This window comes from Rhizobium sp. NPDC090275, from assembly GCF_044772225.1.
Taxonomy (GTDB): Bacteria; Pseudomonadota; Alphaproteobacteria; order Rhizobiales; family Rhizobiaceae; genus Rhizobium.
Genome location: NZ_JBIVYL010000009.1, coordinates 196,652 through 217,671, shown reverse-complemented (window position 1 = coordinate 217,671; position 21,020 = coordinate 196,652). Strand labels below are relative to the sequence as shown.

The 21,020-nt window shown below is 59.0% G+C and carries 22 protein-coding genes and 1 pseudogene; 17 read left to right on the top strand and 6 right to left on the bottom strand.

All coding sequences use genetic code 11. The features are described 5' to 3' along the window. Positions 1–490 precede the first annotated feature (490 nt). From ACIQUB_RS22680 to ACIQUB_RS22665, 4 genes and pseudogenes are all read left to right on the top strand, one after another. The gene (locus tag ACIQUB_RS22680; RefSeq protein ID WP_402932433.1) at positions 491–2,098 is read left to right on the top strand and encodes an RcgA family putative transporter; all 1,608 of its coding nucleotides are present in this window, start codon (positions 491–493) and stop codon (positions 2,096–2,098) included. Continuing rightward, positions 2,088–3,110 carry an alpha/beta fold hydrolase gene (locus tag ACIQUB_RS22675; protein ID WP_402932430.1) on the top strand — a complete coding sequence of 341 codons (1,023 nt, stop codon included), beginning with the start codon at positions 2,088–2,090 and terminating at the stop codon, positions 3,108–3,110. Before ACIQUB_RS22680 ends, ACIQUB_RS22675 begins: the two co-directional genes overlap by 11 nt. Before the next feature lie 184 nt (positions 3,111–3,294). Continuing rightward, positions 3,295–3,802, top strand: a pseudogene (locus ACIQUB_RS22670) (transposase); the annotation flags it as partial. Between the two features lie 846 nt (positions 3,803–4,648). After that, a complete protein-coding gene (locus ACIQUB_RS22665) occupies positions 4,649–4,927 on the top strand; it encodes a hypothetical protein (protein ID WP_402932428.1) in 279 nt (92 codons plus the stop codon). Between the two features lie 54 nt (positions 4,928–4,981). On the opposite strand, the gene ACIQUB_RS22660 is transcribed toward ACIQUB_RS22665, so the two are convergent. The 6 genes from ACIQUB_RS22660 to ACIQUB_RS22635 form a co-directional block, all read right to left on the bottom strand. Continuing rightward, on the bottom strand, positions 4,982–5,608 hold the full coding sequence (locus ACIQUB_RS22660) for a hypothetical protein (RefSeq protein WP_402932425.1): 627 nt from the start codon (positions 5,606–5,608) through the stop codon (positions 4,982–4,984). Between the two features lie 121 nt (positions 5,609–5,729). After that, entirely contained in the window at positions 5,730–6,284 is a 555-nt protein-coding gene (locus tag ACIQUB_RS22655) for a thermonuclease family protein (RefSeq protein ID WP_402932422.1), read from the bottom strand. Positions 6,285–6,287: 3 nt separating this feature from the next. After that, positions 6,288–6,956, bottom strand: a complete 669-nt coding sequence (locus tag ACIQUB_RS22650; protein ID WP_402932419.1) for an acyltransferase — start codon at positions 6,954–6,956, stop codon at positions 6,288–6,290. Then, entirely contained in the window at positions 6,953–7,417 is a 465-nt protein-coding gene (locus ACIQUB_RS22645) for a hypothetical protein (protein WP_402932416.1), read from the bottom strand. Before ACIQUB_RS22645 ends, ACIQUB_RS22650 begins: the two co-directional genes overlap by 4 nt. A gap of 5 nt (positions 7,418–7,422) precedes the next feature. Continuing rightward, on the bottom strand, positions 7,423–7,776 hold the full coding sequence (locus tag ACIQUB_RS22640; protein WP_402932413.1) for a hypothetical protein: 354 nt from the start codon (positions 7,774–7,776) through the stop codon (positions 7,423–7,425). 47 nt (positions 7,777–7,823) lie between these two features. Continuing rightward, the gene (locus ACIQUB_RS22635) at positions 7,824–8,333 is read right to left on the bottom strand and encodes a hypothetical protein (protein ID WP_402932410.1); all 510 of its coding nucleotides are present in this window, start codon (positions 8,331–8,333) and stop codon (positions 7,824–7,826) included. On the opposite strand from ACIQUB_RS22635, the gene ACIQUB_RS22630 reads away from it, so the two are divergent. From ACIQUB_RS22630 to ACIQUB_RS22570, 13 genes are read left to right on the top strand one after another with little or no spacing between them, the layout of a single operon-like run. Further along, positions 8,308–9,105, top strand: coding sequence for a lytic transglycosylase domain-containing protein (locus ACIQUB_RS22630; protein WP_402932407.1), 798 nt, complete (start codon positions 8,308–8,310; stop codon positions 9,103–9,105). The two genes, ACIQUB_RS22635 and ACIQUB_RS22630, sit on opposite strands and share 26 nt — an antisense overlap. 13 nt (positions 9,106–9,118) lie before the next feature. Further along, the gene (locus ACIQUB_RS22625) at positions 9,119–9,463 is read left to right on the top strand and encodes a TrbC/VirB2 family protein (protein WP_402932404.1); all 345 of its coding nucleotides are present in this window, start codon (positions 9,119–9,121) and stop codon (positions 9,461–9,463) included. Next, complete coding sequence (locus ACIQUB_RS22620) at positions 9,463–9,756, top strand: type IV secretion system protein VirB3 (protein ID WP_402932401.1); 294 nt, start codon at positions 9,463–9,465, stop codon at positions 9,754–9,756. The genes ACIQUB_RS22625 and ACIQUB_RS22620 overlap by 1 nt, the downstream gene beginning before the upstream one ends. A 10-nt stretch (positions 9,757–9,766) precedes the next feature. Next, on the top strand, positions 9,767–12,175 hold the full coding sequence (locus ACIQUB_RS22615; RefSeq protein ID WP_402932398.1) for a VirB4 family type IV secretion/conjugal transfer ATPase: 2,409 nt from the start codon (positions 9,767–9,769) through the stop codon (positions 12,173–12,175). After that, positions 12,172–12,840 carry a hypothetical protein gene (locus ACIQUB_RS22610; protein ID WP_402932395.1) on the top strand — a complete coding sequence of 223 codons (669 nt, stop codon included), beginning with the start codon at positions 12,172–12,174 and terminating at the stop codon, positions 12,838–12,840. The genes ACIQUB_RS22615 and ACIQUB_RS22610 overlap by 4 nt, the downstream gene beginning before the upstream one ends. Continuing rightward, positions 12,837–13,583, top strand: a complete 747-nt coding sequence (locus tag ACIQUB_RS22605) for a type IV secretion system protein (RefSeq protein ID WP_402932392.1) — start codon at positions 12,837–12,839, stop codon at positions 13,581–13,583. The genes ACIQUB_RS22610 and ACIQUB_RS22605 overlap by 4 nt, the downstream gene beginning before the upstream one ends. An 8-nt stretch (positions 13,584–13,591) precedes the next feature. After that, complete coding sequence (locus ACIQUB_RS22600; protein WP_402932389.1) at positions 13,592–13,780, top strand: hypothetical protein; 189 nt, start codon at positions 13,592–13,594, stop codon at positions 13,778–13,780. Positions 13,781–13,793: 13 nt separating this feature from the next. Then, positions 13,794–14,798 (top strand): type IV secretion system protein, encoded by a 1,005-nt coding sequence (locus ACIQUB_RS22595; protein ID WP_402932386.1) that lies wholly within the window; start codon positions 13,794–13,796, stop codon positions 14,796–14,798. Positions 14,799–14,815: 17 nt separating this feature from the next. Then, positions 14,816–15,547, top strand: coding sequence for a virB8 family protein (locus tag ACIQUB_RS22590; RefSeq protein WP_402932383.1), 732 nt, complete (start codon positions 14,816–14,818; stop codon positions 15,545–15,547). Next, positions 15,544–16,356, top strand: coding sequence for a TrbG/VirB9 family P-type conjugative transfer protein (locus ACIQUB_RS22585; RefSeq protein WP_402932380.1), 813 nt, complete (start codon positions 15,544–15,546; stop codon positions 16,354–16,356). The genes ACIQUB_RS22590 and ACIQUB_RS22585 overlap by 4 nt, the downstream gene beginning before the upstream one ends. Further along, on the top strand, positions 16,346–17,584 hold the full coding sequence (gene virB10 / locus ACIQUB_RS22580; protein WP_402932377.1) for a type IV secretion system protein VirB10: 1,239 nt from the start codon (positions 16,346–16,348) through the stop codon (positions 17,582–17,584). The genes ACIQUB_RS22585 and virB10 overlap by 11 nt, the downstream gene beginning before the upstream one ends. Further along, positions 17,544–18,620: a P-type DNA transfer ATPase VirB11 gene (gene virB11, locus ACIQUB_RS22575; protein ID WP_402932374.1), complete on the top strand. Its 1,077-nt coding sequence runs from the start codon at positions 17,544–17,546 to the stop codon at positions 18,618–18,620. Before virB10 ends, virB11 begins: the two co-directional genes overlap by 41 nt. Then, positions 18,617–21,001: a type IV secretory system conjugative DNA transfer family protein gene (locus ACIQUB_RS22570; protein WP_402932371.1), complete on the top strand. Its 2,385-nt coding sequence runs from the start codon at positions 18,617–18,619 to the stop codon at positions 20,999–21,001. Before virB11 ends, ACIQUB_RS22570 begins: the two co-directional genes overlap by 4 nt. Positions 21,002–21,020: the final 19 nt, after the last annotated feature.

The window sequence follows — 21,020 nt, the reverse complement described above, 5'->3', positions numbered from 1 at the left end:
TCCATCGGCAAGATGCGGATCAAGCTACTGGTCTTTAGCAAGCGCAGCGTTTTGACCGACTGAGAAATGCAGCATGTCCTCTCCTATCCAGAGCCGGGCCCCTATATCGGGCGCCTACCTGATAGTCTATCGTGGCGGATGCAAGCGCACTCCCCAAAATTGTTGCGTGATTGATTTCGCGGAGGTCGAGGGGGTTCACATGACCGCTGATACAAGATAAATGTCTTCATTGACCGGTCGCAGCCCACCCGGTTCAACAAAACAAGGGATCGAGATGAAGAATTTGACTTTCAATGGGATCGGTGCTCGCCCGACCGCGGCGTTGAAACGATTGCTCCACTTTGAAAACAAAGATCAGCCCTCACGTTGAAGCAACACCAAAGTCGCCCGTGCCCGCGTGGCGGGTTTGTCGCCGCCTCTGCACGACTGTTGAGGAGGATTAAACGGGACCAACCGCGTTGGATGAGGAATAATTTGAGCACGTGAGCCATTGGAAAAAAACGGCAAGATTTTTGTCGCACCACCTAAAGATGGGCGCGACTTCAAGGAACTGTTTAAACATCTCGCTGCTGTGGGTGCCGGGCGACCATTGGGCGTTGACGGGTTTCCGCAAGGTCCGTGGACACCTGAGCTCCTGGCAGAGGCAATTTCGCAAATCGACGCGAACCGGGGCGGGGTCGATTTGCGCACGGTGCAGCTTTGGTTCCAAGAAAACGATAAGGGGATAAGCGCGTCAAACATCAACTGGTTGGCACGGGTCCTCGGCTGCGGCGATAAGGAAGCGACGACCGAGTGGCTCCTCGAGTTGCGCGAGGCGCAATCACGCCTCACCACCAAGAGGCGAGAGTCCAAGAAATCGGCCGCCACCACATCGGTGCTAGGAAAGCTCGGCGTTGAGAGCTACGACGAGCGGGCACACAGTGTCAGCGCCCCGTCACACATGAGTCAGGTAGCTCCGCCGAATAAAGGCTTCAGCCTTGCCCAAGCGTCGGAGGCTCTCTTCGGTACTGGATCTCCCTTGAACCTTCCTGCGTCGGCATTCGCGGGCGTCACTGCTCTCGGATTTTTGTCGTACATCATTGGAATCCACAGTGCCACTTACAGTCGCTCGGATGGGGTAGCAAAACAGGTGGGCTTCTTGTGGGCACCGAACTGGACGGTTCTGTTTATGGTACTCCTACCGCTATTTTTTGCATTCGTGACCGAGTTGCTGTCCTTTTGGAAAAATGAGGCGCGTCCCACACTATTGGCGGCGGTTAGCTTGTCGAAAGGCGACCCAGCGTGGACGGCCAAAGTCCAAGCATATGCTTATACATACTGGGCAGTTTTCGTAATTTGCGTCATGTTCGCGGGTATTTTCCAGTGGATTGGAGTGTGCTTGATACCGCTCCTGAAAGGCGGCGATGACTACGCGACAAGTTGGGGCACGATAGCGCTTGTGCAACCTCGTCTCGTCACGGTGCAGGTGGAGATAATCTTCACGGCGCTGGCATACCTGTATATGTGCGTTTGTTTCTATCTTTTCTTCGCGGGCCTCATCTTGCTCCATACGATCGCCCACGATCTTTGGAAAATCGAAGAAGGATTGAAAGCTCAATTAGGGATCGAACATCGGCACGAGAGCGACGAAATCACCTTGAGAGTTATCCGGGAGATTTTCCGATGTACCGTAATTGGTATCCTTGTCGCAGTATGTATGAAGGTCCAAAGCGCCTATCTGAGCTCGAATGGAGGGGATGTTGTGAGTTGGATAGTCCACGATTTGCTTTCAGTTGCTCATCAAAGCAATCATAGCGCCAATGGCTTTGGCTACAGAATGCCAACGCATTACAGCAGCCTCCTCGTCGCCATTTCGGCCTGTGTTGTTTTCCTCTACGGTACGGTCCGACTGAATGCCGAAGAGCTGCTTCGCGAGGCTTTATGGAAGATGTGCGCCGTCGTAGGTCTACTCGTTATCGCCTACCTGTTGATCGACTCTTTTGATGGCTTTTCGATCCTACTCGTGGCCAGCGTGCTCCTCGCAACATACAGCCTGTTTGATCCCGAGCTCGGGCCATCGCGAGCGCGCAAATCAGAAAGCAATCAGAGTGTATCATAGTTGGCTTGATTCTTGGGACGAACTTCGGGCCCAGCGCGGCGACGAAGCAAAGATAGCAACAGATTTTATCCTCGATGCCGGCCTGGCATTTCCAGGCACCCATGGGATAAGCATTCTCGAAGAGTTTTGTGTACTTGCTTATCAGGCTGTGTCCGATGGCGGTTTCTACGATGGCCCAGGCGGGAGCAAGCAGGATTTTGAAAGGCATAATGGATGGCTCAAGTTTCCTTCGGAGATTGCCACGGATGTTGAAGAGAATAACACTGTTCGGGCAGAGCTCGCCGAAAGTGGCTCGCGCGATCGGGTCTTGGTGATTTTTCATCATTGGAACGCCACCTCGCGAAGTCGCTCGATCGCAAGGTTTCTCTCGCGGCGTGGGGTCACGGTCGTTGAGATTGCCATGCCCTACCACTTCGAACGCAGCCGGCCCGGCGCGCGCTACGCCGACTACATGCTCAGCGCAAATCTCGGACGCACGATCCAGTCGATGAGACAGGCCGTGTTGGATGGGCGCAAGATCATCCGATGGCTGAAAAGCGAAGGCTACCAAGAGGTATCAGTCTTGGGAATAAGCCTTGGGTCGTGGGTGGCTGGCCTGATTGCTGCGCATGAACGCAACGTGTCGAAGGCCTCGCTATTTTTGACCGCTGGAAGTCTCGCAGACATGGTTTGGACGGGGCGCGCGACGCGATCAATCCGCGACACCTTGGAATCCGCGATCGCGCTCGCTGATCTGCGAAGGGCGTGGGCACCGCTGAATTTGGAGAATTTCGCTCATAAGTTAGCGCGACCGGAACTGTCACTACAGGTAGTGTTCGCGACGAGAGACAAAGTAGTCCTGCCAGAGATAACGAAACGCTTTATCCAAACATTGGACCGAGAGGGAGCAAAGCCAGAGGTCCTCGAGTTGAACTGTGGGCACTATTCACTAGGAAAACTGCCGTACAATTTGTTGGCACTTTGGGCCCTCAAGCGTTTTCTAACGCGGCTGCCTGCCCCCATCCCCCAATGAGGGATCAAGGATCGCGACGCTAATGGCAGATCATTGGGGTGGATCTGCATCATGGCTTGCATGTCGCTCTCACACTCGTGGGTGATTTGATCGTATCCCGGGAAGTGGTGTAGCTGGATTTCATAGCCATCGGCGTTTTCTGGTATGGTCGGGTTGCTTAGAACCAACCTGAGGGATACCACCGATGACCGATGACATGATGAACCTACGCTCACTCGTTGAAAAGAGCGCCGACGCCGATTTGCTGCACGAGATGATCGGCTTTGCTGCCGAAAAGCTGATAGCCCTGGAGGTTGGCACGAAGACCGGTGCGGGCTATGGTTAGAAGAATGGCTTCCGACTTGCCAAGCGACCGGGATTGGGAGACACGGGCGGGCAACCCAAGCTTCGTACTGGCAGCTATTTCCCAGTTTCCTCGAGCCGCGCCGGATGGCCGAGAAGGCTCTGACGGCTGTCATTCAGGAGGCTTACATCCAGGGCGTTTCGACCCGATCCGTCGATGACCTCGTCAAGGCCATGGGAATGAGCGGCATCTCCAAGAGCCAGTCAGCCGCCTGTGCGAAGATATCGACGAGAAGATCGAGGGCGAGTGGCCATACCTCTGGATCGATGCCACCTACTTAAAGGTCCGGCGCGGCGGTCGCATCGTCTCTGTTGCGGTCCTCATCGCCGTGGGTGTGAACACCATCGGCACGATGACCGATGATCTGCTCATCAGCCTGCCAGCCGCAAGCTGACACTCATCCGGCCCTTGGGATAAGCCGTGGTCGTCAAAGCTACACCACGTCGTGGGACAGGATAGGTGGTGTGATATTTCGAGCGCGAGCCTGAACAGACTTAAACCAAGGGAATTTTTCCGAGTGATGTCGTCAATTTTTGACGACGATCGCTCCGCTTGGTTTGGAATGGGCCGGATCCGGCCGGGATAGCGAACTGAAGCCGTGGCTGCAAGAAATATCGCGAAAAATGACCGGAAAAATTCCTTTTTAAACAGGTACTTGCGAGCGAAATTTTCGTTTTATTTCGTTTGATCTCGTTTTATATCGTGCAATTTTTGGCCGATTCACCGATAGGATCTAACGCTCTCATAGATGGTAGTGCGAAACTCTCCCCTGGCGCCCGGTTGTTTTAGTTCTAAATGCATTTCCGAATTTGCCTTGGACACAAACGTAAAGAATTTCCGTCGCCGTGGAAGAGCTCTTTTGACCAACATATCGTTCCCTTGACTTAACGAAAAGGAAGCTGGCTGTGACCGCCTCTATCGGAAAACAAGCGCCAACCGCGAGTAGCTGGCTGTGGCGGCCTCGGACGAGCCCGCGCGGCGTCACATTGCGACAGTCCATGATTTGTCATGCTTCAGCCCTCGAGTGTCCTTTCCCGCGAGGCCCATTATAGGGGTTACGATTGCACGGCGGACTTAATAAGCCTCCCGATTTCCGTACCCCTGCGACTTTATCGCAAAATCCGTCCGTTTCGGCCGGCTTCATCCACCTAACCGGCTTTACCGCTTACTTAATCATTATGGGATGCGTGCCAAAATGCTGGAGACCTTAGCAACTCTTACGCTTGACGTTCCTTATGACGGTTTTTCGAGTATCGCGGGCATGGGTTTTGCTCTCGACCAGTTCGCTCGCGCTCACGGATGTCACAGTTTCGGAGAATGGGCTGCGGAACAGTTTCAGAAGGGTCGCTCGATAACAGCTTCGGTCGTAAAGTCCGACGAACTCGATACATCGAACGGCCCAGAGCTCGGTCGGACCATGACTGCGTTCGGCTACGAAGTGACGATGTGGATCACGCCATCCGATGACGAGTGACAGCCATTCAAAATCAGGCCGGCGAAAGAGTGAGTTCCACGCCGCAGCCTCCACTTAAATCGCATCAGCAAATATTGGTCGTCCCGTGGCGCTTACATGGACTTTGCCCAGTTCGGCTACCGCGTCGGCCCGGATCTGGAGCATCTTTGCTGCTCGGCCTTTTTTCACATTTGGCGTGTGGATGCGAAGCAGCACGTTGCGATCTTCGAGCGCCTGGGCAAGTAGCATAATTTGGGATGGGTGATTGCCGGTAAGCTTGGCGATGGTGGAAACGCTCGGTTTTTTGCCGGCGGCCGTTTCGACAGCTACTGCCGTGACCATTGCGCATTGGCGCATGCGGGCAGCACCATTATCGTCCGGAAAACGCGAGCTAAGGATCGACCGGCAGAGGTCGTCAACGGAATTACTATACGACGATCCGCCTGCGTCGCGCGCCATGACGGCTTGCGGCGTCGCCTCGATCCTCGGCGTTTCCTCCACACCGCGCTCATACATCGTCAGCGCCGAGATCACCAGCTTGCCCACCAAAACAGGAAGCTTCTCGCCCAAAAGACCGGCCAGGACCTTGATCCGGTCATGGCCCTCGCGCGGCACGGTTGCTCGGCACTCGACGAGATTCTCATCGAGGGTGACCGACCACCATTTTTTCCGAATGTCCAGTTTGTGGGAAGCTGCAGTCATCTCCGGTCCATTGGCTCGGCGTGGGTCTTCGCCCCTTGTAATGGAGTTCGGAAGGACGCGCCATTCGATTTTCCGAGTCGAGACCAACAGTACTGTAAGTTCGGAGTGGTGTTGGCTGATTTCAGTGCAGGGGCTTTGCCAACAGAATAGCGTTGGGGTGGGGCAGGTCGGGGAAAGCCCAAAAGCCCTTGCGCGCCTGCTGAGCTATGTCTTCCTCAAGAAGGTAGGGAAGATAAACCGGGTGACTGCCGTTATCGATGGCCGCAAAAGCAAAGCCCTGCGTGATCATTGTGGCTCCGAGGTCGAGTTTCCTGCCGTGGACATCGCCCGTGCAGATTACAAGAAGCGTCGCCGGGTCCGTTTGTCCGGCAGCGACCTGCGCAACAGCCGCGCAGAGCGGCTTCAGATCGCGCACGAGCGCGGCGAGCATCGCGGTAGAAACCGCGCCGCAATCCTGATGCTCGCCCGCTTTGTCTGTATAGAAGGTACCGCGCAGGCAAGACTGCACGCCGTAGAGCCGAAACCGCTGTCCTGCCTCCTGCCAGCTATCACCCGTCAGAAATGTGATTCCCATTCGCGCGATCGCAAATGTTTTCGTCGCGCTCTCGGCCGATGCGGAGAAGGCGGCCAACAGGCTAGCAGCGGCTATGAACAGGAACCCATTTGGCTTGTGCATGGCTTATTCGTTCTTTGTTCCGCTCTCGACGGGCAAGCAATCGACACCGTCATTCGAGTTGGTGATGCAGCTCACGTTGTAACCGGCGCCGGAGATCAGATAGGAGCAGACGCTCGTCCCCGCGCCGTCCTTCGTTCCCGGGGCGCTGCAGTCGAACCCGGATTGAACGAGATTATAGAGTTTCCCGCCTTTGCCGCATCCGAACTGACAGGCCTTCAGGATCGAGGACTGCGAGATGACAGCGCAGGTCCCGTTGTAACAAACCTGTTGGCCAACTGCGCTGGTGAGGCCGAGCCGGCTGGCCTGCGCCCACTGATTGTTTTCATATTTCTCCCAGGCCGCGACCTGGACGGAAGGGTTGGCGAGAAAGTCGTCGGTCGATCCCGACCAGTAGGATTGCAGCGTGCCGCTGTCGCAGAACTGAAAGGCGCCGTAGCAACGCGTACCATTCACCGCGGGCGAGACGCTGCCAAAACTTCCCTCGCTCTGTGTGACGTTCGATGCGTATTCGGCGCAGTCGGCGGGCATGCCCGCGGCCAGCAGGCTGACCGCGGATTCGCCGGCGAATGCAAAGGACGCAATGAAGCCGAGCACGAGACCAGTATTGGCGCTGACGTCGCGTCGCCCCGGCCGCAACCTGCGCAGGATGGAAAATGCGGCTGCGGTGCTCATCGGATCGGCGCCACGTCGTAAGAGCCATCAAAGGGCCGGCCGCTCTGGTCGACTTCTTTCGTGGCAAGTTTCTTGTAGTTGAGCGAAAGCATCGCAGTACCACCAAGCGGGAGCTGGGGATTGGCCATCGTAACAGGTGAGGCACCTGGCTTTTTTAGGATGAGCAGGGCGGTACACATTCCCTGCATATTGCAGTCGCCATTGGTCTGGGAAAGGAGCCACTCCCCTGAAGGCGTGGTGATCCGGGCCGTATAGATCGTCGGCATCTGTCCCTGTTGCCGGATGAATGCAAGGTCGTCATCACTCCAGACACCGTCGGGATCGTGGCGGGCATCCGGCGTCGTCCGCTGCAGCTGAAAGGCATAACCCTGCTGCGCATGGCTCTGCCCGGCGGGCGCAAGGGCGGCGAACACGATCCCGGCAGCAACGGTGCCCGTAAACAGGAGGTGGCTCGGTATCATATGGATTACATCCTTGTTCCGGAGAGGCGATTGCGGATCTTGCGCAGCAGGCCCACCACCAAATCGGCGAAGGCGAGGATCATCGCGCGACCAACAATGAACAGCCGGCGGAGAATTCGAAAGGCGCTCCAGACGAGCAGGCCGTGCGCAAGCGCGAAGATTGCAAGGACGAAGAGCGAGTATAGCGGTGCCTCAAACGGATGGTGGATCACGGCGCCAGCCTCCCGCCACATCCAACTCAAGCCCCAGGACACCAGTAGCAGGACGATGACGGCGAGCCAAAGCAAACCCCAATATTTGGCACCTTCCGGATCGGCCTTCCTGACTGGTTCGTAGATGACGATCCTCTGGTCTCGCATATCGGATACCCTTCGCAAATCAACTTCACATATATAAAATTATTTGCTCAATGGTTCAAGTCGAACCAGAAGCGCTGCGTCGCGCCGGACGACTGCCGGATATCGAAGTAGTAGGGCTGCCCCCGCACCGGACGCGGCTCGGAGATCGTCTCAACGCATCTACCACCGTCGTGGCCAAAGTAGGACCGCGATCCGCAACGGTTTACCGTTTTCACACAGAGATTAGGCTCGCCATTGTAGCTGTGGTCGCCGCCCGACGACGTGTAGCCGACGCTAAAGCCCGCCGGGCAGTCGGCATATCGCTCATATCCAGGCGCCTTGGTCCCGGCGCCCGAGCAGACAGGCCAGGAGAAGTGCGGCTTTGCCATCTCCGTGATGAGCTTGACCATTGGCGGCACGCAATAGGGAACACCCTGCCATGACGGGTTCGACGAAGCCGCGCAGAGAAGCACCTGACATCCCCATTCCGCATCATCTGCATGCGCCGGCGACGCGTCCGGGAAGACTGTAGCCAGACAAGACACCACGAACATGGCAGCCAGCGATCTGTTCATCATTAGTTGCTCCATAGCATTTTTACCGGTTGCTTCGGCTAATCAACTTTGTATATATAAAATTAATAACGCGGGCAACACCATGAATCACCCTTTCCTTCCCTTGGCACTCATCGCTCTGGCGGTCGCGGCGAACCCGGCGGCTTCCGCAGACGTCAAGGCCGTTCCCGGCACCGTGACCTGCATCGACGGCGCTACCGCGCCCGACACGATCAAGGAAATGATTCGTCAGGAAAGCGAGAAGCAACGCGTCGATACGCGTCTGGCGCTGGCGATCTCCGATCAGGAGTCGGGCTATGGCCGAAAGGTCAACTCGCCTTCCGGGGCACGTGGGCCGATGCAGCTTATGCCCGCCACGGCAGCACGCTATGACGTGACCGACATATGCGATGCAGCCCAGAACATTCGCGGCGGCATCGCCTATCTCAGGGACCTCGATGGCCTCTTTGGAGGCAATATCCTCCTTGTTGTCGCCGCCTACAACGCCGGCGAAGACCGCATCCTGCGTTCAGGCGGGGTGCCGGCGATCGCCGAGACGGTGAACTACACAGCACTCGTCGCCAATGCCTATTATGGTTTCGACAATTCGTTGAAGGGCGGCCTCCGTCGCAATGACGCCGTGCATTCGACGAGTGTTGCCACGGGCGTCGACCTCCTCGACAAAGGCGCCACCGACACTGGCACCGTCTCAGCCCAGCCGATCCCGATCAATCGAAGCAAAACAGAACCCTCCGTCCCCACCTGGATCGGCGGCTCGGTTCTTTATGTCCAATAGCAGGGAGTTATTCATGAATACCGTCCATGAACCCAAGAAGACGCTCGTTTCCCGCCGCAGCCGAGTGCTTGCCCTCCAAGGCCTGGCAATTGCCATCATCCTGTTCGGCCAGGCCGATCTCGCTCTTGCCGCGGGCGATGTCTTCCAGCCGATCAATTCGGTGTTTACGACGCTCCTCAACTTCATGACCGGTACATTCGCCACCACCGCCGCAACGATCGCCTGCGCGGCCGTCGGTTACCTCGCGCTCACAAGTCGCATTCCGTGGTCGTGGTGCTTCTCGATCATCGTCGGCATTGCCTTCATCTTCGGCGGTTCCCAGCTGGTCACCACGATGTCGTCGGGGCTTGGAAACTGATGCCTGAACTCGAAAAGCCGCAGATCGCACCGCTGGTGATCGCGCTGACGCGCCCCCGGATGATGTGGGGCGTCCCGATCGGTCTCTTCGTCGGAGAGCTGATGATCGTTGTCATGACCTTTCTCAACACCAAGAACCTCGCGACCTTCCTGCTCTTCCTGCCGCTGCACGCAGCGGCCTATGTGATGACCGTTCGCGATCCGCATCTCGCGAACGTCGTCAGGATGCGCTTCGTCAAATGCCCCTGGGTCCGGAATCGTCACTTCTGGGGCGGAAATTCCTACCAACCGTGAGGAGAGACGAATGCAGAGCGACGTCCACAACGGTCTCCGTTTCAGCGCCGAGATCGCCCGGGAAAAATCGATTTCAAAACATGTCCCCTACCTGCGCCACGTCGATGACGAGACGTTACGGACGAAGGAAGGCATGCTTGTCTCGGTCATCCGGATCGACGGTTTCTGCCATCAGACCGCCGACCAGACCTTCATCGACAACGAGGCGGCCAATCGCAATACGCTGCTTCGCGCTCTGTCTGACAGCCGCTTCGCAGTTTATTCGCATATCCTGAGGCGGCGCATCTCTCCGGCGATCGAGGGAGAATTTTCGCTCGACTTCTGCAGAGCGCTCGATGAACGCTACATGCAGGCGCTATCGACGACGCGCATGTACTCGAACGAACTTTATCTCACAGTTATCCGCCGGGGTTTCCAAGGCAAAGTTGGCCTTGCCGACAACATTCTGTCGCGCTTCCGCAAGGCGACTGGCGTATCCGCCCGTGCACTTGATCTTGAGGGGAGGCAAGAATTGCGCGATCACGTTGCCAACATCGTCAAGGGAATGGAGGGCTATGGCGCGCGCCTCCTGCGCGTGACCATGCGCAACGGCAGCGCCGTTTCGGAGCCTCTCGAGTTTTTTGCACGGCTCCTGAGTGGCGGGGTTCCTGTCAATATGCTTCTGCCCCGGATGCCACTCGACGAATATCTGCCGACCCGGCGCATCACGTTCGGTCGGCGCATGCTGGAGATGCGTGGCACCAACGATGCGGAAACACGTTTCGGCGCCATGTTGTCGGTCCGAGAGTATCCACCGTATACGGCGGCCGGGATGCTGGACGGGCTGCTAAAGGTCGCGGGCGAGTTCATCCTCACTCAAAGCTTTGCCCTGCAGGACCGGGCACCGGTCCTTTCCGAAATGGACCGGATCGAGCGTCAGATCAGCGTCTCGGACGAGCGTGGCACCAGCCTCGAAAGCGTGATCTCGATCGCCAAGGACGAGTTAGTCAACGGCCGCGCCGTGATGGGCTACCATCATCTCTCCGTCATGGCGCTCGGTAATTCCATCAAGGAGACCGAGGCCTGCGGCCAAGCTGTCACCAAGGAGCTGCAGAACGCCGGCATGGTTGTGGTGCGCGAGGACCTCAACGCCGAGCCGACATTCTGGGCGCAACTGCCTGGAAATTTCAGCTACATCGCCAGGCGCGCAATGATCTCCTCTCGGAACTTCTGCGGCTTGGCCTCCTACCACAACTTTGCGCTCGGCAGGCCGGCCGGCAATCGCTGGGGGCCGGCGATCTCTCTCCTCCAGACGACCTCGATGACGCCGTATTATTTCAACTTTCACAAGGGTGATGTCGGCAACTTCATCGTCACAGGGCCGACAGGCTCCGGCAAGACCGTCGGCCTGCTCTTCCTGTTGTCGCAAGCGATGCGCACCAGCCCGCAACCGCGCTGTGCCCTATTCGACAAGGATCGGGGCGGAGAGATTTTCATCCGGGCCTGCGGCGGGCAATACGAGGTGTTGAAGCCCGGCGTTGCTACCGGCTTCAATCCCCTGCAGATCGAGGATACCCCGGAAGGCCGGGCCTTCCTCCATGACTTGCTCGCCTATCTCGTGCGGCCTCGCAGCCAGGGCGACAAACTGTCCGCCGAGCAGGAAAAGATCCTGACGATCGCCGTCGGGCAGATCTTCGCTGCACCCATCCGCGAGCGGCAATTCCGTGATGTCATCCATCTCTTGCGCGGTGCCGAAATGGCCGGCCGCGACGATCTTGCTTCGCGGTTCGAAGTCTGGTGCGACACGCATGGCTGGCTCTTCGACAACCCCACCGATAGCTGGGACGCCGAGCGCGGCATTTTCGGCTTCGATCTCACCGCGATCCTTGATGATCCGGAGATCCGGACTGCAGCACTGGGTTACATCTTCTTCCGTATCGGCGGGATGCTCGACGGAGTCCGTCCGATGATGCTGTTCATCGACGAGGGCTGGAAAGTGCTCGGCGACGAGAAAGCGGCAAGCTTCCTCAACGACCAGCTCAAGACGATCCGTAAGAAGAACGGGATCATCGGACTTGGAACGCAGTCGCCGCGGGACATCACGACAGCAAAGATTTCCCACACGCTGCTCGAACAGAGCCCTACGAACATCTTCTTCCCGAGCCCGAAGGCCGACCGCGATAGCTATGTGGGTGCCTTCGGTCTGTCGGAGACGGAATTCGATTGGGTGAAGTCGACTTCATCCACCAGTCGCCAATTCCTCGTGAAACACGACCACGACAGCGTCATCGCAAGGCTCGATCTCTCGGCACTGCCCGAATTTATCAAAGTATTGTCCGGTCGCACCGAAACCGTCGCCGAATGTGAGCGGCTGCGGGAAAAGTTCGGTGACGCGCCTGAGGATTGGCTTCCCTACTTTTGCGGCTGGAGGCAAGAATGAACATGCGCCTGTCCCTCAGCGCCTTCGTCGCTGCCACCCTCTTCCTGATCCCCGCGCCGTCCTTCGCCCAGGTCCCGGTCACCGATGCGAAACGGGAGAAGACCGAGACCAACACCGCCGTCTGCATGCTGCGGGCAAGGACCTTCAAGCAGGGATCGGTCGCGCCAACTAAAAATATCCATGGCAGCGTCACGATCCAGAGCGATCTTGGCGGCATCCGGTCGGTGAACGGTCAGACTGTCATCGGCCAGGCGCTCACGGGTACCACGATCGGCGGCAACGATTTCGCGGTGTTGCTCAGCGTTGCGAATACCGTCCAGGCGATCAAGACGAAGAATGTCGGGCAGGCGGTGGCCTCGCTCGCCGCCGTCGCTGCGGCAATCTCCGCCAATACGACATCGCTTTCCACCCAGTCTTCCACGATCGGCCAGGCAACGACGATCAAAGGCGCGTTTGAACAGAATGCCGTCACCAGGCTCTCCAACGCGCAAGTCTGGAACCAGGCGATCCAGGCGGTCTCGACAGCCAATCAGCTCCGCAACCAGCGGCTTCTCGATCTCTCTGCGGCCGATAGCGCGACCGCCAAAGTGATGGCCTACGATCCCTCGAAAGTGAGCTTAACGACCCCGGAACATCAGGACCCACAACAGCAGGAAGGAAGATGAACATGCCGTCCTCGTCCGTTTACCGCGGCTGTGCCGCGCTTCTTAGCCTCTCGCTTCTCGCGGCCGCCGGGCCTGTGCTCGCGCAGGTTCCCGTCATCGACGAGGCGACGCTGTCACAGGCGAAAGAAACCGCCTCGAACACCGCCGAGATCATGAACAGCAACAGCGATATCCTGCAGACGGTCAACAAGACCCTGGCTGCCGTCACCGGCAACCGCTCGACCGCGGAGATCGCCGGCACCGCACTGGGCTCAGGTTTCACGATGGGCAACGCCCCGGATTTTTCGTCGTTGCTGTCCGGTCAGATGGCATGGGGCAAGCTCGGCTCCTACGGCACGACAGCCTCGACGATTCTGAACGGCCTTAATCTTGTAAAGACGCTGTCCGGACAGACGAACAGCGCAAGCTACACCCGCGGCGACAAATCCTACCAGGCTCTGGTCAACACGGCGACAGCACTAACCGCGGCAATATCGGGCACACAAGCGAGCACCCAGCAGCGGGTACAGACGTTCCAGGGAGTCGAAAGCCAGATCGGCACGGCGACCGACATCAAGGGCTCGATCGACCAGAATTCACAGGTCCAGACCCAGACGGCACAGACCGTCAACGAACTTGTCGGCGCGGTCAATGCCGGCAACGCAGCGCTTAACGCCCAGCAGATGCAGCAGATCGCCGCAGAAGCCGCCATCGCCGAGTTTATGACCTATGACAGCAGCAAAGTGACCCTTACGGGCCAATAGGACGTCCCATGCTTCGAGCCACTTTCGTCCTCGCGCTCAGCGCACTTCTCGCGACCATTTCCGGCTGCGCCGGTCACAAGGAGCTGAAGCCCCCGTGTTCAGCGGAAAATCAACCGAGCCTCTTCTCTTCCGCTGCCTTCGCCGCCGAGACCGACTGCGGCCCGCTGGTCCGGCAGGACGGCGTCACAATGTTCTGAGGGCACAGCGCCTATGGCCAACGACATATTCGACACCCTGTTCGGCAAGGTCGACAGCATGGGGACCTCGGCGGTGCAGAGCATGTACGAGGCGCTCGCCACCTATCTCGGCCCGCTCTTCCTTGCCGCACTCACCGTCTATGTCGTCTGGTGGGGCTATGAGATGCTATTCGGCCGGGCACCGATGACAGCTGGCGCCTTCGTGTGGAAATTTGGGCGTGCCTTCATTGCCTATAGCCTGATCGTCTCCTGGGCGACCTACCAGCCTCTGATCGTGACACCGCTTGTTCGGGCCCCCGAAGCCGTTGCCTCCGTTGTCTGCGAGGCAGCCGGCGGCGAGGGTTGCGGCAGCGGTGGTGCATCAATGGGACAGAGCCTATCCGATATCTGGCACGCTGGGATGGCAGGCGCCTCGGCCGTCGCCGCACAAGGCGGCGTCACCGCCTTCTGGCTTTACTTCATTGCCGGCGCGATAATCATCTTCGTGCTGATCCTTTGCGCCACGGCGGCCGTGATCCTGATCATGGGCAAGATGACCATGTTTATCCTGCTCGGGATCGGTCCGATCGTGATCTGCTGTGCGCTTTTCAACATCACGTCGGGCGTGGTTGACGGCTGGATCCGCTCGCTTGCGACCTATTCGCTGCTGCCGATCCTCGTCTATACGGTGCTCGGACTGATGACGAGCTTGCTTGGCAATACCGTGACCGCCCTGCAGTCGGGTGAACCGACGCTCGGAACGGTCACCCCCTTCATCTTCATGTGCATGGCGACGACCCTGATGCTGAAGGAAGTCGTCGGTCTTGCAGCAGCAATTGCAGGCGGAGGACCCCGCATCGACAGTTCGACCAGCTCCGGATTGCTGATGCTGCGCGCTGGCACCCTCCTTGGGGCTGTAGGCACATGGCGCGGCGGCCGCGCCTTGTTCAACCGCTTCTCGGGAGCCACCGCAACGGTTTCGGACGGCAGCGCTGCCGCCGCTCAGGTTACGTCGGCGGCGCTCAACGCCCGCAAGTGATTTCCAGGAGATCTTGAATGCAAGTAGAAGACAGTGCCGGAGCGACGGCGTCAACGGCGCGACCGGATATGGATCCCCGCTACTACCAGGAGGGCGAACGCTGGGAAAAATCCGTGTACCGCTCGGTGGCAGCCTCGCGCGCCGTATGGCGTGTCGTGGCGATCACGCTCGGCTTTGCGCTCCTCGCCATGATCGGGCTACTGTGGGCCACACTGCCGTTGAAGAGTTTCGACGTGGTCGTGCTCGAGGTCGATAAGACCACCGGCTATGTCGAGGCGAGCCGACCGCTCTCGGAAGCGGGAGATCTGACGCAGAACGAGGCCGTGACACGCGCCAATATCGTCCGCTTCATCCGCGCACGGGAAACCTACGATCCGAAGGGATTGAGAGATAATTTCGACCTTGCATCGCTTTATTCCACCGGCAAAGCAGCGCAGGATCTCGCCAACACATTCTCGGGCTCCAATCCCGATAACCCCGTCAAAATCTACGGCGCCGACACCACCGTCTCGGTCGCGATCAAAAGCATCATCTTCCTCAACGAGCGGACCGCCGCCGTGCGGTTCTCAACGACGCGCAGCGGACAAACAGGACCGACGGAGACGAACCACTGGGTCGCCAATGTTCGCTTCAAATACACGTCCGAACCGATGCGAAACGACTGGCGCTTTGACAATCCGCTGGGATTCCAGGTCACGGAATATCGTCGTGATCAGGAAACCGTCTCCTCCACGGAGGATCGCCAGTGACCGCTTGCAGAGGGAGTTTACTGATCGTCGGCGCACTAACGCTGGGCCTCAGTTCGCCGCTGGCTCGAGCTGAAAGTGTGCCTCAGGCGGTAAAGGCGGACGCGCGGATCCGCACTGTGCCCTTCCAAAGGGACAACATCATCTATCTGGCGGGTATGATGGGGGTGTCTACCATGATCGTCTTCAACGACGACGAGAAGATCGCCACTGTCGCCATGGGTGACAGCGTCGCCTGGCAGGCCGTACCGGACCAATCCAAGCAATATCTTTTTATAAAGCCGCTTGAGCCGAACGCTGTCACCAATATGAACGTCGTGACCTCGAAGCGTGTCTACAATTTCATGCTGACGGGCGCGACCCCGGGCAACACCCGTAATGCCGTGATCAAGCTGCGGTTCGCCTATCCGGAGGACGCCGTTACAGCAAGACTTCTGGCGACAGCCAAAGAGAACGCCTCCATGCCGAATATCAAGGCAGCGCTCGCGAACCCAGCGGGGCTCAACTACGACTATGGCTACAAAGGCGCAGTCGACAATCGTCCGACCGCCATGTTCGACGACGGCAAGAAAACCTTCTTCCAGTTTTCAGGTGAACTTCCCGCCTTCTTTGCCGTGAAATCCGACGGGCACGAGAGCCTCGTGAACTTCCGGCGCGAGGGAGACTATATCGTCATCGACAAAGTGGCGAACCAGTGGACGTTGCGCAACGGAGACGTCGCCACCTGCGTCTTCAATCTCAGGAAAACCGGGCATCGGCAACCTGTGGTCACCGTTTCCGACGACAGTCATGGAGGCGGCAATGGCCATTGATTTCGAACAAGAGGCAAATATTACCGAAACCGTCGCGCGGCCTCCCCGCGCCAGGAGTGGCCGGATCGGACCCCTTTTGCTGGGATCTGCCGCACTCGCCATTCTCGGCTACGCGGCCTATGTCTCGTTCGGTAGCCGTGGGGCTCCAGCCTCCACCGAAACGCAGGAAGAGTTCAAGACTGCGAGCCGCTCCGGTCATTTGAACCTCGATCCCAAGGCAGTTCCCGAACCGGAGGATAACAGGCTCGTCATCACGCCGCCGGTCGTCGAGACGGAGCAAAAGGTCGAGCCTGTGGTGATCGCAGCACCTCCGGTTGACGATGGCGCAGCCCGCCGAGCCGCTGAAGAGGCTGAGCGTGCCCGAAAGGCCGAAGAGCTGCGGCAAGCCCGACTGCGCTCGAACATGCTGGTCGTCGATCAGTCGCAGAAAGACCCCGCTGACTCACTGATGAGCGCAAATACAAATTCCACCGCCGATATTGCCGCGGCCGACAACGATCCGAACCGCAAATTCGTCGCCGCCATTGGCGCCCAGGATGTCGAGACCGTCAGGGCGACCCGTAACGACCGCATCGATGCGCTGATCCCGCAAGGCACGCTCATTCGTGGCGTGCTGGAAACCGCGATCCAGTCCGATCTCCCCGGAATGGTCCGGGCTGTCATCTCGACCGATGTCTATTCCTTCGATGGCCGCCGCATCCTCCTTCCGAAGGGCACGATGCTGACGGGCGAATACAAGAGCGGGATAGCGCGTGGTCAGACCCGGGTTCTGATCGTCTGGACACGCGCCTTGCGCGCTGATGGCACGTCCGTCTCGCTCGGATCCTACGGCGCTGACGATCTCGGTCGCTCGGGCCTTCCCGGTATCGTCGACAAGCATTACCTCGAGCGCTTCGGCGCGGCATCGGTGCTGAGCCTGGTTGGCGGCGTGTCGTCCTTCATCGCCGGTCTCAACACCAACGGCAGCAGTTCGACCACGTCCTCCTCTTCCACGGCATCGGACGCGCAAACCCAGGCGCAGCAGACGATCTCCCAGACCATGGCTGAAATGGCCAACACCGCCCTGAAGGATTCAATCAACATCCCGCCCACCATCTACGTCGACCAAGGGACACAGATTGTCGTCTTCGTACGTCGCGACCTCGATTTCTCCGCCCTCTATCCCGATCCTGTGAAGGAGGCCGTCAATGAACTTCGCCGCAACCAGCTCATCGGCAAGCGGCGCTGAAGACGCCCCGCTTTGGCAAACCCTCCCGATCTTCTTTCGGCAGGCCGCGCATCCCATTCGGTTCCTGCTGGAGGATCCCGGTGTCATCGAGATCATGTGCAATCGGCCGGGAGAAGTCTGGGTCGAGCGCACGGACCAGGCGAGGATGGTCCGTCACGTGGTCGCAGCTCTTGACGAACGGGCGATCCGGGGTCTCGCCCAGATGATCGCCGGCTCGACGCAGCAGAGCGTCAACGAGGAGACGCCCCTGCTATCAGCCGCCATGCCGCATGGCGAACGGTTCCAGGCGGTGCTGGCTCCGGTTGCGAGCGCCGGCGGCGCTTTTGCGATCCGTAAACAGGTCATCCGTGACATGAGCCTGGACGACTATGTCGTTCTCGGCGGCTTCGATAGTATTCGCGTGTCCGGCCCGACGCGGATTGAAGGGGAATGTTCCGACCTTGATCGCGAACTTATCGAGCGGCTTGTCGATCCGTCGCCTCTGGCTCGGCGCGACTGGTTCCGCTTCGCCGTCGAGAACCGCGTCACCATGCTGATCTCGGGCGGCACGTCGTCGGGCAAGACAACATTCTTCAACGGGCTTCTCAAGGACGTCCCGATCTGGGAGCGGCTCATCTCGATCGAGGACACGCGCGAGCTGAGGCCCCCGCAGCCGAACACCCTGGCACTGATCGCCTCCAAGGGCGGGCAGGGCAGGGCGAAGACCACCATCCAGGATTGCCTCGAAGCGGCACTGCGTCTGCGTCCCGATCGCATCTTCATGGGCGAGATCCGCGGCGCCGAAGCCTTCTCGTTCTTGCAAGCCGTCAATACCGGCCATCCCGGCTCGATGTCGACGCTGCACGCAGACAGTCCCCTCGGCGCTTATGAACGCCTGGCGATGGCCACGATGCAGGCGGGTCTTGGTCTTTCCAAGTCTGAACTTCTCGAATTTGTCCGCTTCGTCGCGCCGGTCGTCGTGCAGATCAGCAGGGACCCCGTTACCTCAAAGCGCGCAGTCACCGAAATCTACTTCAACAGGTGGTCAGCGCCATGAAGCGCTACGAAAAGATCGTCCTGATCGCCGCAGGCCCGTTTCTCTTCGTGACGGCGTTGTTCTTCGCCTGGTCCTTCAACTACGCGGTAGCCAGCTTCTTCGTCCTGAAAAGCACAGCCATGTGGAAAAGTTTTACGGGCGAGGATCTGTTCATGCCGGCCAGGCAGGCGTGGGTCTATCTGGGAAATCCGACGGTCCGCAGGATCATCGGAATAGCTGCGATCGCGACGCTGGTCGAAGCGGCCGTTGCCATCGGCGGCATTCTAATCCTGATCATCCGTCCCTGGGAGGTCCGACCGCCGGGCGACGGCTCGCGATTTGCGACGCTGAAGGATCTGGAAAAAAGCGGACTGACCCAGGGAGAGCCCGGAAAATCCATCCTCCTCGGCACTTTCGGCACGGGCAAGAAGGCCGTCGATATCCGCTATAGCGGCGACAGCCATTTCTTCGTCAACGGACCGTCACGCTCCGGCAAAGGCCGTGGCTTCGTGATGACCAACCTGCTCGAATACCTGGGCTCGATCGTCGTTCTCGATGTGAAGCTGGAAACCTTTGTTCTGACCGGACCGGCCCGTCTTGCGATGGGCCAGGCATGTTTCGTCTTCGCGCCGGGCTCAAAGAATTCCCACCGTTGGAACCCGCTGGATTTTGTGCGGGACTGGCCGGAACGGTCGACCGACCTCATCAATCTCGCCACGACGCTCTTGCCGATCGGCGAGAAGGAGGAGGGTTACTGGAAGCAGACGGCGCGTGGACTGATGGCCTCCCTGATTGGGTACGTTCTCGAGTCCAAGACGATGGAGGGCCGGCGGAACCTGCGATCGGTGCTGCGATTGTTTTCGACGGGTAAGTCGTTTTCGGAGGTGCTCGAGGCGATCATTGCCAGCGAGCCGGGGTTGAACGATTTCATCGTCGCGGGGTTTCGCCAGCATCTCGGACGCGACGAGGATCAGCGACCCTCTTTTGAGGGGCACATCGTGACCGTCTTGGCTCCTTTCAACAACCTGCTGATGGCAGAAGCCTGTGCGGCGAGTGACTTCGATATCCGCGATCTCAGGCGCAAACCGTTTTCGCTGTTTATCGCCAGTCCCGTATCGGACTTCGGCACGGTTGAGCCACTGATCCGCCTCCTGATCCAGCAGATCCACGACGTTATGTTGCGGCGGTTGCCAGCTCCAGAAGAGCCGTACAAGGTCCTGATGATGCTCGACGAGTTCTACCAGTTCGAGCGACTTCCGGAGATCGTCAAACGGGCGCCGCTGGTGGCCGGCTACGGCCTGACGATCGCGCTTGTTGCGCAGAATATCCCCCAGATCGACGAGCGCTACGGCCAGAAGACCCGCGATGCGCTGATCGGCAATATGGACATCAAGCTGTTCATCGCCGTCGGCGACGAAACCACCGCGCGTTTCGTCTCCACTAACCTCGGCCGCAAATACGAGGAGCGGGAAGGGTGGGGACGCAATCGAGGCGTCCTGAGCTCGAAGACAGCATCGCAGGGCCGGTTCGAGCTCGTTCCGCTCATGGATCCCGATGCGGTCCAGCGCCTCGACGACGAGAAGACGATCCTGCAGATCCGCAGCGGCTATGGCGCCAGCCTCAACAAGTTGAACTTCTACACGCAGGATCGGTTCATCGCCCGCCGCCGGCAGGTGGAGGCCTATGCCAGGGATCTGTCCATTCCCGAGATGACGTTGCAGCCGGAATGGCCACTGTTTGAGGCAAGGCCAAGTACACCAGATCCGCAAAAGACGGAAAACGTCCCGCAGTCTGTCGCTGTTGGTCCTGACCATGATGCCATTGTCCTCGCGCGGGCACGTAGCGTCTTTTCCGAGCCCGCGAGCCTCATGCACGCCTATAGGCAGGCGATCACCGCAGCCGACGATCAGGCGGTCGCCGACCTGCTATTCCGGCTGAGAACCGCACCCGAGACAATCGCTGTGCTGCGTGGCAACCGGAGCAGGCTAGACAAGACAGGACGGCAAGCCCGCGCAGCGGCCCTGGACGCTGTGTGGCCATTGCGCGACGCGATCACAGCCGCCCGTTGGGCTGCGATCGCCGCGCGTCTCGAGCGGACGGCTAATGGGATAGAACTGTTCTTCTCTCCGGGCACGCCACCGACCCCGGCCCCGGTCGCCGAAGAAACCGATGACGACGAAGACAATCGGCTCGAGGTTTTTTTCCAGGATGGACGTGCCGTCCTCTCCGATATCGAAGAGTTTTTGGGCGATGATATCGATGCTGGCCGAGCCGCAGACGCGGGCGCGTTGTCGCGGGCTCTGACGAATCTCCGGACCGGCTACGAACAATCGATGAGCGAACTGGGAGAGGTGAACGAATTACGGTTGGCGGATGTCGCGACCGCCAAACAAAGCCTTTGAGCGAAGTCGGAAGGAGAAA

Coding starts and splice junctions, on each gene's coding strand:
- ACIQUB_RS22590 (WP_402932383.1), top strand. CDS start 14,816: ATGCAAGTAGAAGACAGTGCCGGAGCGACGGCGTCAACGGCGCGACCG.
- ACIQUB_RS22655 (WP_402932422.1), bottom strand. CDS start 6,284: ATGCACAAGCCAAATGGGTTCCTGTTCATAGCCGCTGCTAGCCTGTTG.
- ACIQUB_RS22660 (WP_402932425.1), bottom strand. CDS start 5,608: ATGACTGCAGCTTCCCACAAACTGGACATTCGGAAAAAATGGTGGTCG.
- ACIQUB_RS22570 (WP_402932371.1), top strand. CDS start 18,617: ATGAAGCGCTACGAAAAGATCGTCCTGATCGCCGCAGGCCCGTTTCTC.
- ACIQUB_RS22645 (WP_402932416.1), bottom strand. CDS start 7,417: ATGATACCGAGCCACCTCCTGTTTACGGGCACCGTTGCTGCCGGGATC.
- ACIQUB_RS22600 (WP_402932389.1), top strand. CDS start 13,592: ATGCTTCGAGCCACTTTCGTCCTCGCGCTCAGCGCACTTCTCGCGACC.
- ACIQUB_RS22650 (WP_402932419.1), bottom strand. CDS start 6,956: ATGAGCACCGCAGCCGCATTTTCCATCCTGCGCAGGTTGCGGCCGGGG.
- ACIQUB_RS22615 (WP_402932398.1), top strand. CDS start 9,767: ATGCAGAGCGACGTCCACAACGGTCTCCGTTTCAGCGCCGAGATCGCC.
- ACIQUB_RS22625 (WP_402932404.1), top strand. CDS start 9,119: ATGAATACCGTCCATGAACCCAAGAAGACGCTCGTTTCCCGCCGCAGC.
- ACIQUB_RS22640 (WP_402932413.1), bottom strand. CDS start 7,776: ATGCGAGACCAGAGGATCGTCATCTACGAACCAGTCAGGAAGGCCGAT.
- ACIQUB_RS22610 (WP_402932395.1), top strand. CDS start 12,172: ATGAACATGCGCCTGTCCCTCAGCGCCTTCGTCGCTGCCACCCTCTTC.
- ACIQUB_RS22595 (WP_402932386.1), top strand. CDS start 13,794: ATGGCCAACGACATATTCGACACCCTGTTCGGCAAGGTCGACAGCATG.
- ACIQUB_RS22635 (WP_402932410.1), bottom strand. CDS start 8,333: ATGATGAACAGATCGCTGGCTGCCATGTTCGTGGTGTCTTGTCTGGCT.
- ACIQUB_RS22630 (WP_402932407.1), top strand. CDS start 8,308: ATGGCAGCCAGCGATCTGTTCATCATTAGTTGCTCCATAGCATTTTTA.
- virB10 (WP_402932377.1), top strand. CDS start 16,346: ATGGCCATTGATTTCGAACAAGAGGCAAATATTACCGAAACCGTCGCG.
- ACIQUB_RS22605 (WP_402932392.1), top strand. CDS start 12,837: ATGAACATGCCGTCCTCGTCCGTTTACCGCGGCTGTGCCGCGCTTCTT.
- ACIQUB_RS22665 (WP_402932428.1), top strand. CDS start 4,649: ATGCTGGAGACCTTAGCAACTCTTACGCTTGACGTTCCTTATGACGGT.
- ACIQUB_RS22620 (WP_402932401.1), top strand. CDS start 9,463: ATGCCTGAACTCGAAAAGCCGCAGATCGCACCGCTGGTGATCGCGCTG.
- virB11 (WP_402932374.1), top strand. CDS start 17,544: ATGAACTTCGCCGCAACCAGCTCATCGGCAAGCGGCGCTGAAGACGCC.